The organism is Stappia sp. P2PMeth1, from assembly GCF_900185735.1.
Lineage (GTDB): Bacteria > Pseudomonadota > Alphaproteobacteria > Rhizobiales > Stappiaceae > Stappia.
Genome location: NZ_FYAW01000017.1, coordinates 233871 through 247126 on the forward strand (window position 1 = coordinate 233871; position 13256 = coordinate 247126).

A 13256-nucleotide genomic window follows, 5' to 3' on the forward strand; every position below is an offset into this window, starting at 1 on the left:
ACCACGCTGTGCGAACCGGTGGGTCGTCAACTGTCCTTCAGGAAGTCCTCCGCGGTCAGCGCCTCCCTGTCGAGCGCGAGATAGTCGTCGGTGGTGATAACCCTTGGGCGCGCTCCGCCGCGCAGCGGCGTGTCCTCCATCTCCCACTGAGCCGAAATCCGGCAGTCGTCGCACATCTCGATCAGGGCGATCTGCTCGGCGCGCTGGAACATCCAGTGCTTGCCCGAGAGCTTTTCGCGGATGCGGGCGATGGAGGCTTTCGTGCCGAAGGCCTTGCCGCAGGACACGCAGGTGGCCGGCTCCTCCTCGTGCAGCACCTGCGGCCTCATCGCAGCCGGCGTGGCGTTGTAGCGGGCCTCCAGCGTGATCACCTGCTCCGGACAGGTGTTGGCGCAAAGCCCGCACTGGACGCAGGCGGCTTCCGTCAGGCTCACCTGCGGTTTGTCGGGGTTGTCGGACAGGGCCGCCGTGGGACAGGCCGAGACGCAGGCAAGGCACAGCGTGCAGCCCTGCGCGGCGATGCGGATCCGGCCATAGGGCGCATGCGAGGGCAGGGCGATGATGTCTTGCGCCGAAGGGGCGCCTTCCAGCAGACGGGCAATGGCGCTGCGCGCAACATCGCGCTTGCCGCCGACCGGGTCGACGCTTGTCGGCCTGATGGCGGGACCAAGCGCGGGCAGGGCGAAGTGTCCATCGAGACGGTCCGGATCGTCTTCCACGGCGATGGTGAACATCTCGGCGGCGTCGTAGCCCATGCCGGACAGCAGGCTCTCGCAGAGCTCGATTTCCATTCGCAGCGCATCGAGTTCGTGCGCCTTGGTCGGCGGACAGAGGAAGACGACGCGCCTTGCGCCGGCAAGGGTGGCGGCGAGGATCGCGTCATGGCCGAAACTGGTGACCGAGTGGACGGCATGCGGCAGGACATTGCCCGGCAATCCCTCGCCGAAGCGGGCGAGCGCGTTGATCAGGTCGCCGCCATGCTGGCCGTCATGGACGAGAAGCACCGCGTTGCTGCCGCCCGCCTCGCGATAGGTGCCGATGAGAGCCTGGAGGCGGCGGATCTCGCCGCGGCGATCGGGATAGCGATAGCTGACCGCCCCGGTGGGGCAATGGGCGGCGCAGGAACCGCATCCGCCGCAGATGCCCGGGTCGATGGCGATTTCGCGTCCCATGCTGGAAATCGCGCCGGCGGGACAGGCATCGAGACAGTTGGTGCAGCCGGTTTTGCCGGAGCGGCCATGCACGCAGATCGAGGCGTCATAGGTGACATAGAGCGGCTTCTCGAAGGTGCCGACCATGTCCGCCACGTCGAACAGGGCCCGCGCCACCGCCGCCGGAGCGCCCGGATCGACGCGGACATAGCCGTCGCGCTTTGCCGGCGCGCTGACGAGCGGAGTGTCTCCGGAAAGGTCGAGAATGAGACTGCATGTCGCCTTCGCTCCGTCGCGCGGCAGCGCGAAGGACGGGGCTCCTCGCGAAGAGGGCAGCATCTGGGCATAGCCGTCGACGGTCACCGAGAAATCCCCGAGCGAACCGGCAACGGTGCGGATGCGGCCGGCATGGACGGGGATCTCCAGAGTGCTGGGCAGGAGAATGTCGGACGCGTCGCTGAGCAGTAGCGAGACGGACAGTCGCCCCTCCAGCGCCCGCGCCGCGTCGAGCGCCTGCTGGCCGGCGCCGTAGACGAGGCAGACCCCGTCCGAGTCGATCGAGTGCAACACGGCGGGTTCGACCGGCGTCAGGGCTTCGGCGAGAAGCGCGGAGATCTTCGGATGCGGATCGCTTGAGGCAGGACACCAGCCCGCCCGTTCGCGGATGTTGACGAAGGAGAGATCCTGATCGGCGCCGCGCTCCTCGGCGATTTCCTGGAAAAGCGGGGCCTCCTGCGTGCACGCCACCAGCAGCGGTTCGCCGGTCGCGAGCGCTTTTTCGAAGGAGGTCATCTGCGCCCGGCACAACTGGGTGTGGAGGATGTGGTCCTTCTCCAGACCGGCGATGCGGTGCGCGTCGAGACGCATGGTCTTCTCGCAATTGCACAGCAGGATTCTGGGGTTGCTCGAAGCCATGTCGTTCCTCCCCGGCATACGGCCTCAGCCTGTCTGGCAAGCCGCCGCGCCTTATGATTGCTCCGCCGGACACTAGCGCAGTTACGAAGAGTTTTCCCCTTTCGCCTGGAGGACGCAAGTCCAGTGGCAGGCGAACGCCGTGGAGGGGCCGGATTGTCTTTGCCGCGCGTGTGCTCCAGAGTCATACTCTCGAGGAGAGCATCCGGACTGCGGTCTACCGGGAGGAAGTCAGGTGCACAGGGAAGTGACAGCGATGTTCGGTATCGTGCTCGAACGCCGCCCATCGCCGTCAAAATGGGCGGACTGGTCCTGGGCGGTCGTCGAGGTGATCCCCGATGCGCCGCCGACCGAAGGCTGGACGGTGATCCAGGACCAGGACGGCGTCACCCGCTACCTGTCTTCACCGCACATGCTGGTCCTGCATCACAAGATGGTCGAGGCCTATGACGCCAATATCGAGACCGGCGAGCCGTCGATATGGGCGATGCTGGACGACGAGATCGTGGCGAGGAATCCGCCCTACAGGGTGCGCGGCGTGACGGCGGATCCGTACGAGGCGCAAGGGGTACTCGACAGTGCCGAAGGCCTCGTCGAGCGCGTGCCGATGCCGCGGGAAACGGTCGCCTGGATGGCCCAGTATCTTGGCTCCCTGCCGGAGGCGCCCGCCTTCCGCAAGCGCCGCCGCGACCGTGTCGAGTTGGAGAAGCAGATTTTCGGCAAGGAGCCGATCTTCTCGCCGCTCGGCCGCAAGGAGGAGCGGGATCAGTGACGAGAGAGGCCGACAGCGGATTCTTGTCGCGGTGGTCGCAGCGCAAGCAGGCGGCACGACAGCAGGAGAGAACCGCTGGGAGTGACGATCTGGCGGGGATGGAGCCGGCTGGGGCGGCAGATGCCGATACCACTGCGCAGGGCGACGCGGCGCTGGAAAGGCCTTCGCAGGAGGAGACTGCCGCTGCCAACCAGGCCGCGGCCGAGTCCGTCGATCTGGAGACGCTCGGCTTTGAATCCGATTATTCGGTCTTTCTGAAGGACGGAGTTTCCACCCAACTGAAAAATGCCGCCTTGCGCAGGTTGTGGCGGTCGAACCCTGTGCTGGCCTGCCTTGATGGGCTCAACGATTACGACGAGGACTATCGCAAGGTCGAGACCTTCGCGCACGGCGTCCGTTCGTCCTGGCAGGTTGGCAAGGGTTATGGCTGGATGGCCGAAGTCGACGAAAACTTGGAGGCGGTCGCGGACAGCGTCGACGGAGTGCCCGCTCCGGACCGTGCCGGTGACCTCGCTTCCGGTGACCTCGTTTCCGGTGAACCCGTGCAGGACACACCGGAGCGCGCCGAGGCGCTGCTCCCTGACGCTGCCGAGCGCGGAGGCGAGGATCCGCAAGACCAGGTGGCGGGTGCAAGCGAAGGGGAAGACGAGCGCGGGGAGGCGGGTCTCCAACTCGCCGCGCCGGCGACCCGCGAGACTGACGACACGGTGCGTCCGCACTCGTCTGCCGAGTCAGAGCCTGTCCGTCCCGCGCGGCGACGGGTCCGCTTCACCTGACGAGACGACCCGGCGGCGAGCCTATTGCGGCGGAAACTGAGCCTCGCAATAGCTGACGGCGCGCGCCCGGAACGTGTCGTAGCGCGCCGCGTCGACCAGCCCATCCCGGCGCATCTGATCGACCGCGCCGACACGCTCGGCAAGACAGGCGTCAAGCCGAGGATCGGCGCCCGGGGCCAGTCCGGCGCGAACGGGGCCGTCACCTTCGAACGGTGTCATGGCAACGCCGGCAAACCCGACTTTGCCGATCCACACCATCGCCGCGGCCAGACAGACCGCCACCGCGAGAGCGGCAATCCTTGCGCCGCGACCGTCGATCCCTCGCGGGCGTGACTGCCGACTATCGCGCGCCGCCGCCATCTCAGCCGCCGGTTACGCTCATGTGACGGCTGACGGCTGGCTGGCGGGTGCGGCGATCGATGATGAAGTCGTGGCCCTTGGGTTTGCGGCCGATCGCCTCGTCGATAGCGGTGTGGAGAAGGGCGTCGCTTTCGGAAGCCCGGAGCGCGGCACGCAGGTCCGCGCTGTCGTCCTGGCCGAGACACATATAGAGCATGCCGGTGCAGGTGATGCGGACGCGGTTGCAGCTCTCGCAGAAATTATGGGTCATCGGTGTGATGAAGCCGAGACGCCCGCCGGTCTCGGCGATGCGCACGTAGCGGGCAGGACCGCCGGTCTTGTACGGGATGTCCTCCAGCGTCAGATGCTCTGCCAGATTGGCACGAACCAGCGAAAGCGGGAGATACTGGTCGGTTCTGTCTTCCTCGATCTCGCCGAGCGGCATGGTCTCGATCAAGGTCAGATCGTAGCCGTTGCCGTGGCACCATTCGATCATGGGAACAATCTCATGATCGTTCACGCCTTTAAGGGCGACCATGTTGATCTTGATCGACAGGCCGGCCTCGGTGGCGGCGCGGATGCCATCCATGACTTTGGCAAGGTCGCCCCAGCGGGTGATCGCCCGAAAGCGGGCCGGGTCGAGCGTGTCTATGGAGACGTTGATGCGCCGCACGCCGCAGTCGCTGAGTTCCGCTGCATACCGGGCGAGCTGCGATCCGTTGGTGGTGATCGTGAGCTCCTCGAGATCGCCGCTGTCGATATGGCGCGAGAGCGAGCGGATCAGGCTCATGATGTTCTTGCGGACCAGCGGTTCGCCGCCGGTCAGACGCAGCTTGCGCACGCCCTTGACGATGAAAGCCGAGCACAGCCGGTCGAGTTCCTCAAGGGTCAGTACCTCCCGCTTGGGCAGGAAGGTCATGTCTTCGGCCATGCAGTAGACACAGCGGAAGTCGCAGCGGTCGGTGACGGAAACGCGGAGATAGCTGACTGTTCGCCCGAACGGGTCGATCATCTGCTGGGACATCGTGTGTTCCTCGCTCGGTCGGTTGGTCCGGCCTCGTGATACGCGGATCCCGATGCCTGATGCATCCGGCCTCCTCCCATTTGGGTATGAAGGTAGCGGAAAGAAGAGTTGCGTCAATTGTGCGCGCGCAGGAGATGCTGGCGACCAACACCTGCCCTTGCAGTTTGCCGAGGCGCCACTATCGTCGCCGGCACGCAAGACAACGCAACCCGGAAGGATTGGCACCGTGACCGACAGCAAGCCCTGGCCGACCGAGATCCGTCTGAGCAAGGATCGGAAGCGGTTGACCGTGACGTTCGACAGCGGTGCGGCGCACGAGTTTTCCGCCGAATACCTGCGCGTCTGCTCACCCTCCGCCGAGGTGCAGGGACATTCGCCGGCTCAGCGCAAGACCGTGCCCGGCAAGCGGGAGGTCGCAATTCTCCAGATCGATCCGGTCGGCAACTATGCGGTGCGCCTTCATTTCGACGATCTGCACAATACAGGGATCTTCTCCTGGGACTATTTCCTGAAACTTGCCCATGACCGCGAGGAGCTCTGGGGCGGCTACCTGCGCGAACTGGAGGAGAAGGGGCTCTCACGCGAGCCGAAGCGTTGAATCGGAGCGTCGACAGGTGTGCGGAATCATCGGCATAGTTAATTTGAGAGAATCATTTTGGAGAGTGCGGATCGTGAGCGGTGATGGAGCGATGACCCCGGGTTTCGGGCTAGGCGAAGCCGGACAAGCGAAGGGGTTGAGCCGCCGCGCGCTGCTGATTGGTCTGCCGCTGCTTCTGGCTGCCTGCCAGAGCAAGGGCGGGGCGATCCGCAACGCGGGCCTGGAAATCACCACCGAGGGCAAGCCCGATTATGCGCTGGCCTATGCGGCCCGGCGCGACGGTGGCTTCAACATCCCGGCCATTCCCTGGAAAGAGTTCGACCCGAAATATCTCCGGCAGACGGTGCGTTATGTCAGCCGGCACGAGCCGGGGACGGTTGTGGTCGATCCTCACGCCAAGTTTCTGTATCTCATCCAGCCGGGCGGCACCGCGATCCGCTATGGGATCGGTGTCGGCCGGGCCGGCTTCGCCTGGTCGGGCGATGCGACGATCCGTTTCAAGCGGGAGTGGCCGAAGTGGTTTCCGCCGGCCGAGATGATCGACCGCGACCCGTCGCTTGAAAAGTACCGGGACGGTCAGGAGGGTGGCCCAAGCAACCCGATCGGCGCGCGGGGCCTGTATCTGTGGCAGGGCAACGTGGACACGCTCTACCGCATTCACGGCACCAACCAGCCCCGCTCGATCGGTACGAACGCATCGTCAGGATGCATTCGCATGTGGCACCAGGACATCATCGATCTTTACGACCGGGTGAATGTCGGAGCCAAGGTGGTTGTGCTCGGCTGAGATCAGCGCAAGCTGATCGCGAGCGTTTCCGCATAGGCGAGGATCGCTTCCAGATCGTCGGAGGTGAGAACGACCTCAGCGAGGGTGGCCGGACTGTCGGGTGGGCGTTCGGGCTCGTTCTCGAAGCGCAGGTGGGCCGGATGCGGGCGTCGCGCGAGGAAGGTCTCGAAGCGTTCGTGCCAGTCTTCAAGCGCGCTGATCATGATCATGAAGGACGGGGTGGAGGAGATGCCCGTCATGCGGTTCTCCGGAGTCACCACGTGACAGCGGGCACAGTGAAGCCGTGACAAGGCCTCGCCGCGTTGGGCCAGCGCCGTGTCCTGCTGGGCGCTTGCCGGCCCCGGCCCGTCGGGAGGTAGGACAGCCAGTTGGCAGCCGAGGCCGATCATCACCATGAGCCGGCGCGGCCGTCCGGCAGTTTCGTACCGATGTGACCACCTGTACCCGGCCATGGCTGCCATCCGTGCCTCAACCGCGCGGCCCCAACTGCGCGTGCTTATGCCCGATCCGGCTCAGGATCGCCGCTGGTCGGTTGCCGGTCAATGCAAAAGGGGCCGGCGAACCCGCCAGCCCCTTCAGACCGCTGGAACCCGTGAGGCTCAGCGCTTGACCACGACACGGGTGCCGATATCGACGTTCTCGTAAAGATGAATCACATCTTCGTTGGCCATGCGGATGCAGCCGGATGAGACGGCGGTACCGATGGTCCAGGGCTCGTTCGAGCCGTGGATCCGGTAGAGCGTGTTGCCGAGATACATGGCGCGGGCGCCCAGCGGGTTGTTCGGTCCGCCCGGCATATGCGCCGGCAGCACGCGGCCCTTGGCACGTTCGCGGGCCCGCATCTGCGGCGGCGGCGTCCAGCCCGGCCACTCCGCCTTGCGGGTGATCCGCTGGGTGCCGGCCCACTGGAAGCCCTCGCGGCCGACGCCGATGCCGTATTTCATCGCGCGGCCATTCTCCTGCACATGGTACAGGCGGCGCTCGCCCGTATCGATGATGATCGTGCCCGGCGCGTGGGGGCCGTCATAACGGATGCGTTCCCGCGGGATCGGCGACTTGCCGCTCTGCGTGCCGTGGGGGTTGTATTCCACCCACTTGCGGGTTGCGGGATCAAAGAAGCTGTTCGCAGCCGCAGGCGTCGCGATGGTCGCGGCGACGAACGTCACGGCAAGCAGTTTGAAAAAGCGCATAGTCAGGTTCCCCATCCGATGGTCATGCGAACCAGCCACTGACCCCATGCTACACCGCGGTGGAAGCCGATGCCGTCCCTGATGGGGAGGCGAGGCTGCCGAAAGGTCTTCGGCAAGGGGTCCGCGTGGCACTGCCTGCCGATCTGGCTCGTCGACGATACTTCCCATTGTCCCTTGCAATGCAGTTAATGCAAAGGTCTCGACAGGACAGAAACTGCCGCAAACGGACGAGGGTTGGCGTGACGGCGGTCACATGATCGTGAGTTTTCCGCCCAAGGGGGCAAGGTGCCGCCGTCACACCGGAATGGGGCAAGGGATTTCAGCTTCAGCCGAGGTTCAACTCCTTGAAGAAGTCATTGCCCTTGTCGTCGATGACAATGAAGGCGGGGAAGTCCTCGACCTCGATACGCCAGATCGCCTCCATGCCGAGTTCGGGGAACTCGACCACCTCGACCTTCTTGATGCAGTCCTGAGCAAGGCGGGCTGCCGGGCCGCCGATGGAGCCGAGATAGAAGCCGCCATGGGCCTGGCAGGCACGGCGCACCTGGGCGGAGCGGTTGCCCTTGGCGAGCATCACCATCGAGCCGCCGGCTGCCTGGAACTGATCGACATAGGCATCCATGCGGCCGGCAGTGGTGGGGCCGAACGAGCCGGACGCATAGCCTTCCGGCGTCTTTGCGGGGCCGGCGTAATAGATCGGATGGTTCTTGAAATAGTCCGGCAGCGGCTGGCCGCTTTCCAGACGTTCGCGCAGCTTGGCGTGGGCAAGGTCGCGGGCGACGATCAGCGGGCCGCTCAGCGACAGGCGGGTCTTGATCGGGTGCCGCGTCAGTTCGGCGAGAATCTCCGGCATCGGCCGGGTAAGGTCGATCTTCACCACATGATCGGAGAGCGTGTCGTCGGTCACCTCCGGCATGTACTTGTGCGGCTCTCGCTCGAGCTGCTCCAGATAGATGCCGTCGCGGGTGATCTTGCCGAGCGCCTGGCGGTCGGCCGAGCAGGACACGCCGATGCCGATGGGCAGCGATGCACCATGGCGCGGCAGGCGGATGACCCGGACATCGTGGCAGAAATACTTGCCGCCGAACTGCGCGCCGACGCCGGTCGCCTGCGTCAGCTTGTGGATCTGCTCTTCCATCTCCAGGTCGCGGAACGCATGCCCCAATTCGGAGCCGGCCGTCGGCAACTGGTCGAGATAGCGCGCGGAGGCGAGCTTGACGGTCTTCAGCGTCATCTCCGCCGAGGTGCCGCCGATGACGATGGCAAGGTGATAGGGCGGACAGGCGGCCGTGCCGAGCGTCAGGATCTTCTCCTTGATGAACTCGACCAGCCGGTCCGGGGTCAGCAACGACGGGGTGCCCTGATAGAGGAACGTCTTGTTGGCCGAACCGCCGCCCTTCGCCATGAAGAGGAACTTGTAGGCATCGTCCCCCTCGCTGTAGAGCTCGACCTGGGCCGGCATGTTGTTGGACGTGTTCTTTTCCTCGAACATCGACAGCGGGGCGAGCTGCGAATAGCGCAGGTTCTTCTTGAAGTAGGCGTCGCGTGCACCTTCCGCGAGCCGCGCCTCGTCGCTGCCGTCGGTCCACACGCGGCGACCCTTCTTGCCCATGATGATGGCGGTGCCGGTGTCCTGACACATCGGCAGCACCCCATGCGCGGAGATGTTGGCGTTCTTCAGCAGGTCGAAGGCGACGAACTTGTCGTTTTCGGTCGCTTCGGGATCGTCGAGGATCTTGCGCAACTGCTCAAGGTGTCCGGGGCGCAGGTAGTGATTGATGTCCGCAAAGGCTTCCTCCGCGAGAATGCGGAGGCCCTCGGGCGCGACCATCAGAACGTCCTCACCGTTGAAGGTGGCGGTGGAGACGTGATCGGATGTCAGCTTGCGGTAGGGAGTGGGATCCGCACCCAGGGGAAACAGCGTGGAATGGCGATAGTCGGGAGGGGTGGTCTCGGACATCGATCTGCCTTGGCTGGAAGCTGAGGTGGATAGGTTGGGTTGCCTTGTACGCCATCCCGTCGCCTCCCGCCAAGTCGACTTGCGCCGCAGCCCGCCAGTAGTGGGAAGCGCGACGGGCGCCGCGCTCCCAGGACCTGCTATCGGGTGGCGGTGATGACCAGTTTTACAGCGACTTCGTCACCGACGGTCGAAGCGGGAATGTCGGAGCCGATGCCGAAGACCAGCCGCAGGACCGGAACTTCCGCCTGAGCGCGGGCGGTGTCGCCATCGATCTCCAGCGTGAAGGGGAGGGTGAGGGGCACGGCCTTGCCCTTGACCGAAAGCTCTCCGGCCGCCTCGTAACGCCCGTCGCCGAGCGCGGTAATCCGCGACGATTCGAAGATGGCCTGAGGATGGGTCGACGGATCGAACCACGAACCGCTGACCAGCGTCTGGTCGACCTGCGGCTGGCCTGTGCCGACAGATACGGTGTTGATCACCGCGCGAATGTGGGAGCCGTCGAGGTTTTCAGGATCGAATTCGATCTCGGCGGTCCACTCCTGGAAACGGCCCTCAACAGAGTTGCCGTTCTGCGTCGCGACGAAGGACAGGCTGCTTTCGGCCTGGTCGACAGTCCAGGTGCTGGCTGTGGCCGGACCAGCCGCAAGGAGCGCGGCGAACGCCAGGCCGAGGGCGTGCGTGTGCACAGTTCGGAGAGGGGAGAACATTGTGGTAAACCTCGTGGTTGAACGGTGCCGCGTCCAGGCGCTCCCGGGAGGGACGGTTGTGGGTCCGGTGCGGTACCTGTCTCGGTTTGGGCGTCAGCGCGGGTGGGTCTCGCTTCCGGTGCGGACCATGCGCCGCAGGACGTCGTCCCGGTTGAGGAAGTGGTGCTTGAGCGCGGCGGCGACATGCAGCACGACCAGGAGCAGAAGACCGTTGGCCAGCAATTCATGCAGGCCCTTGAGCGTACGCTCCGCTTCCGCCTTGCTGCCCAGAGCGTCCGGCACCGGCAGGTGGGGGACAGGCAAGATGTCGAAAACGACCGTCGGAATTCCCCAGGGAGAGGCGGAAACCATCAGCCAACCCGACAGCGGGATCGCCAGCATCAGCGCATAGAGGCCCGCATGCCCGAGATGGGCCGCCAGCCGCTCGATACCCGGCATCGTTTCGGGCAGTGCGGGAGACGGATTTGCCAGCCGCCAGGCAAGCCGGGCGAGCACGAGGGCGAGCACCACGAAGCCGAGCGACTTGTGCAACTGGTAGAGCGCGAAAGTATCCGGCGCCATCGGGTCGAGCCCGGTCATGTACTTGCCGAACAGGAACAGCCCGATGATGAGAAGTGCCATCATCCAGTGGAAGAGGATGGCGACAAGACCATAGCCTGAACGAGTGTTGCGCAGTTGCATGACGGCTTCCGTTCCTGCTGCCGTGAGAATGCGGGAGACGGACGGGGAGGCGCCCGTCTCCCGCCTGAAACCTTACTTGGCCTGCAGTGCCTCGGCGCTGAAGGAGATCGTCACCTCGTCGCTCACGAACGGCACGAACATATCCATGCCGAAGTCCGACCGCTTGACCACCGTGGTCGCGTCAAATCCAACCGCCGGGACCTTCTCCATCGGGTGTTCGCCGATCGCGTTGATCGTGACGTCGAAGGTTGCCGGCTTGGTGACGCCCTTGATGGTCAGATCGCCAGCGACGGAAAGGGTCTTCTCGCCGGTCTTCTCCACGCTGGTGGAGACGAACGTGGCGGTCGGATGGGCCGTCACCTCGAAGAAGTCGGAGCCCTTGAGGTGCTGGTCGCGCTCGCCCCAGAACGTATCGAGGCTGTCGACGTTCACCGTCAGGGAAACGCTGGAGTTGGCCGGCGTCTCCTGATCGATCACCAGTTCGCCGTTCCAGTCGCCGAAGCGGCCATCCGTGGTCGAATAGCCGAGATGGTTGTACGAGAAGGTCAGGTTGGCGTGGGACTTGTCGAAATCATAGGCAACCGGTTCGGCGATCGCGGGAGCGGCGGCAAGGGCGACCGCGAGCACGGCGGCGGAAAGACGGATCATGAAAAACTCCTGGCATTGCTGTTAAGGGATCGGCGCTGACCGCGTCGGGCGGCCTGCCGTGGAAATCGTATGAACGCGTTGCGTCATCAACCGCGCCCTGCTGAATTCACTGTCTGCGTGCGGTGAACAATAGCAGACGGTGAGTCATGACTGTATGACGCTTGCGTGTTCCCCCCGGCTCGGGCACTTTCCCGCTGGCCGTGTCCGGACGGAACGGCGCGTGGCGGCAGAATCGAGGCCCGCCGGGTTCGAACTTTCGGAGATGCGGGACATGATCGATCTCTACACTTGGAGCACGCCAAACGGTCGCAAGGTCTCGATCATGCTGGAGGAGAGCGGGCTTCCCTACACGGTCTTCCCGATCGACATCACCAATTCAGAGCAATACGCGCCGGCCTTCGTCCATATTTCGCCGAACAGCAAGATCCCGGCGATCATCGACCGGGAGGCTGGTGTCAGCCTGATGGAGTCCGGAGCCATTCTGCTCTATCTCGCCGACAAGACCGGGCGGTTCCTGCCGCCCGAGGGGCCGGAACGCCTGCGCGTCATCGAATGGCTGATGTGGCAGATGGGCGGCTTCGGACCGATGCTCGGCCAGGCCCATCATTTCCTGCATTTCCATCCGGGCAAGGCGCCTTACGCCGAAGAGCGGTATGCCAACGAGGCGAGACGGCTCTATCGCGTGCTCGACCGCCAGCTTTCCGAGCACCAGTTCGTAGCTGGCGACTATTCGATCGCCGACATGTCGATCTGGCCATGGGCCAGTCGGTTCGCATGGCAGGGGGTCGATTTTGCGGAATATCCCAATGTCCGGCGCTGGTATCTCGAAGTTGCGGCGCGGCCAGCGGTCCAGCGCGGCTACGACGTGCCGAGTGTTTCCGCCGAGATTCCCATGCCCGCCTGAGTGGCGGACATGGGATTGCGGGTCTCAGGCGGGAATGGAAATACCGCGAACCGAGGCCGGGCGCTGCGAGCAGTCGGCGAACCAGCGCTGGACATTGGCGAGCTTGTCGAGGCCGGTGATCTCGCCGGCACCGTAGAAGCCGCCCAGCGTGCGGATCCAGGGCCACACCGCGATATCGGCGATGGTGTAGTCGTTGCCCATGATATAAGCGCGCCCGTCCAGCCGCTGCTCCAGCACCGCGAGCAGGCGTTTTGCTTCCGCCGTATAGCGTTCGCGCGGATAGGGATCCTTGACCTTGTCGGCCGCGAAATGATGAAAATGGCCGAGTTGCCCGAACATCGGCCCGAGTCCGCCCATCTGCCACATCAGCCACTGGATGCAGTGGTAGCGCTCGGCCGGATCGGCCGGGATCAGCTTTCCGGTCTTGTCGGCGAGATAGAGCAGGATCGCCCCGCTCTCGAACAGCGCCAGCGGCGCGCCGCCCGGACCGTCGGGATCAAGGATCGCGGGGATCTTGTTGTTGGGGTTTAGCGACAGGAATTCAGGTGTCATCTGATCGTTCGTCTCAAACGACACCTTGTGCGCCTCGTAGGGAAGGCCGAGCTCTTCCAGCGCGGCGGACACCTTGATGCCGTTCGGCGTGGCAAGCGAATAGAGCTGCAGCCGGTCGGGATGCGTCGCCGGCCAGCGGCGGGTGATCGGGAAGTTGTCGAGTGCGGCCATAAGTGCTTCTCCTGATGCGAGCTTTCTGTGCTTCTAGGGGATCATCGCGGGTCTGTCTCGGCGGATTTCCCGTCACAGGCCTCC

Annotated in this window: 15 protein-coding genes; 5 read left to right on the top strand and 10 right to left on the bottom strand. The window is 64.7% G+C overall.

Going from position 1 to position 13256, the window contains the following annotated elements:
* Nucleotides 1-26: 26 nt before the first annotated feature.
* Nucleotides 27-2066, bottom strand: a complete 2040-nt coding sequence (locus P2PM1_RS10060; protein ID WP_186398970.1) for a 4Fe-4S dicluster domain-containing protein — start codon at nucleotides 2064-2066, stop codon at nucleotides 27-29.
* 253 nt (nucleotides 2067-2319) lie between these two features.
* On the opposite strand from P2PM1_RS10060, the gene P2PM1_RS10065 reads away from it, so the two are divergent.
* Together P2PM1_RS10065 and P2PM1_RS10070 are read left to right on the top strand one after the other, a co-directional pair.
* Nucleotides 2320-2835 (top strand): DUF3305 domain-containing protein, encoded by a 516-nt coding sequence (locus P2PM1_RS10065; protein WP_186389604.1) that lies wholly within the window; start codon nucleotides 2320-2322, stop codon nucleotides 2833-2835.
* A complete protein-coding gene (locus P2PM1_RS10070; RefSeq protein ID WP_186398971.1) occupies nucleotides 2832-3611 on the top strand; it encodes a DUF3306 domain-containing protein in 780 nt (259 codons plus the stop codon). Before P2PM1_RS10065 ends, P2PM1_RS10070 begins: the two co-directional genes overlap by 4 nt.
* 21 nt (nucleotides 3612-3632) lie before the next feature.
* Here the strand turns inward: P2PM1_RS10070 and P2PM1_RS10075 are convergent, their stop codons facing one another.
* Both P2PM1_RS10075 and moaA read right to left on the bottom strand, forming a co-directional pair.
* Nucleotides 3633-3893, bottom strand: a complete 261-nt coding sequence (locus tag P2PM1_RS10075; RefSeq protein WP_186398972.1) for a hypothetical protein — start codon at nucleotides 3891-3893, stop codon at nucleotides 3633-3635.
* Nucleotides 3894-3972: 79 nt separating this feature from the next.
* The gene (moaA, locus tag P2PM1_RS10080) at nucleotides 3973-4974 is read right to left on the bottom strand and encodes a GTP 3',8-cyclase MoaA (protein ID WP_186398973.1); all 1002 of its coding nucleotides are present in this window, start codon (nucleotides 4972-4974) and stop codon (nucleotides 3973-3975) included.
* 226 nt (nucleotides 4975-5200) lie between these two features.
* On the opposite strand from moaA, the gene P2PM1_RS10085 reads away from it, so the two are divergent.
* A complete protein-coding gene (locus P2PM1_RS10085) occupies nucleotides 5201-5572 on the top strand; it encodes a gamma-butyrobetaine hydroxylase-like domain-containing protein (RefSeq protein WP_244293189.1) in 372 nt (123 codons plus the stop codon).
* 91 nt (nucleotides 5573-5663) lie between these two features.
* Nucleotides 5664-6359 carry a L,D-transpeptidase gene (locus tag P2PM1_RS10090; RefSeq protein WP_186390078.1) on the top strand — a complete coding sequence of 232 codons (696 nt, stop codon included), beginning with the start codon at nucleotides 5664-5666 and terminating at the stop codon, nucleotides 6357-6359.
* 2 nt (nucleotides 6360-6361) lie between these two features.
* Here the strand turns inward: P2PM1_RS10090 and P2PM1_RS10095 are convergent, their stop codons facing one another.
* The 6 genes from P2PM1_RS10095 to P2PM1_RS10120 form a co-directional block, all read right to left on the bottom strand.
* Nucleotides 6362-6598 carry a hypothetical protein gene (locus P2PM1_RS10095; protein ID WP_186389599.1) on the bottom strand — a complete coding sequence of 79 codons (237 nt, stop codon included), beginning with the start codon at nucleotides 6596-6598 and terminating at the stop codon, nucleotides 6362-6364.
* A gap of 360 nt (nucleotides 6599-6958) precedes the next feature.
* Complete coding sequence (locus P2PM1_RS10100; RefSeq protein WP_186398974.1) at nucleotides 6959-7549, bottom strand: L,D-transpeptidase; 591 nt, start codon at nucleotides 7547-7549, stop codon at nucleotides 6959-6961.
* Nucleotides 7550-7874: 325 nt separating this feature from the next.
* Entirely contained in the window at nucleotides 7875-9509 is a 1635-nt protein-coding gene (locus tag P2PM1_RS10105) for a fumarate hydratase (protein ID WP_186389597.1), read from the bottom strand.
* Between the two features lie 137 nt (nucleotides 9510-9646).
* Nucleotides 9647-10216: a YceI family protein gene (locus P2PM1_RS10110; RefSeq protein ID WP_186389596.1), complete on the bottom strand. Its 570-nt coding sequence runs from the start codon at nucleotides 10214-10216 to the stop codon at nucleotides 9647-9649.
* A 93-nt stretch (nucleotides 10217-10309) separates the two neighbouring features.
* Complete coding sequence (locus tag P2PM1_RS10115) at nucleotides 10310-10897, bottom strand: cytochrome b (protein ID WP_186398975.1); 588 nt, start codon at nucleotides 10895-10897, stop codon at nucleotides 10310-10312.
* A 72-nt stretch (nucleotides 10898-10969) separates the two neighbouring features.
* Nucleotides 10970-11545: a YceI family protein gene (locus P2PM1_RS10120; RefSeq protein WP_186398976.1), complete on the bottom strand. Its 576-nt coding sequence runs from the start codon at nucleotides 11543-11545 to the stop codon at nucleotides 10970-10972.
* A 271-nt stretch (nucleotides 11546-11816) separates the two neighbouring features.
* Here P2PM1_RS10120 and P2PM1_RS10125 point away from each other — a divergent pair, with 271 nt between their 5' ends.
* A complete protein-coding gene (locus P2PM1_RS10125; RefSeq protein WP_186389593.1) occupies nucleotides 11817-12449 on the top strand; it encodes a glutathione S-transferase N-terminal domain-containing protein in 633 nt (210 codons plus the stop codon).
* Nucleotides 12450-12473: 24 nt separating this feature from the next.
* Here P2PM1_RS10125 and P2PM1_RS10130 read toward each other — a convergent pair whose 3' ends face one another.
* Nucleotides 12474-13172 (bottom strand): glutathione S-transferase N-terminal domain-containing protein, encoded by a 699-nt coding sequence (locus P2PM1_RS10130; protein ID WP_186389592.1) that lies wholly within the window; start codon nucleotides 13170-13172, stop codon nucleotides 12474-12476.
* Between the last annotated feature and the right edge of the window lie 84 nt (nucleotides 13173-13256).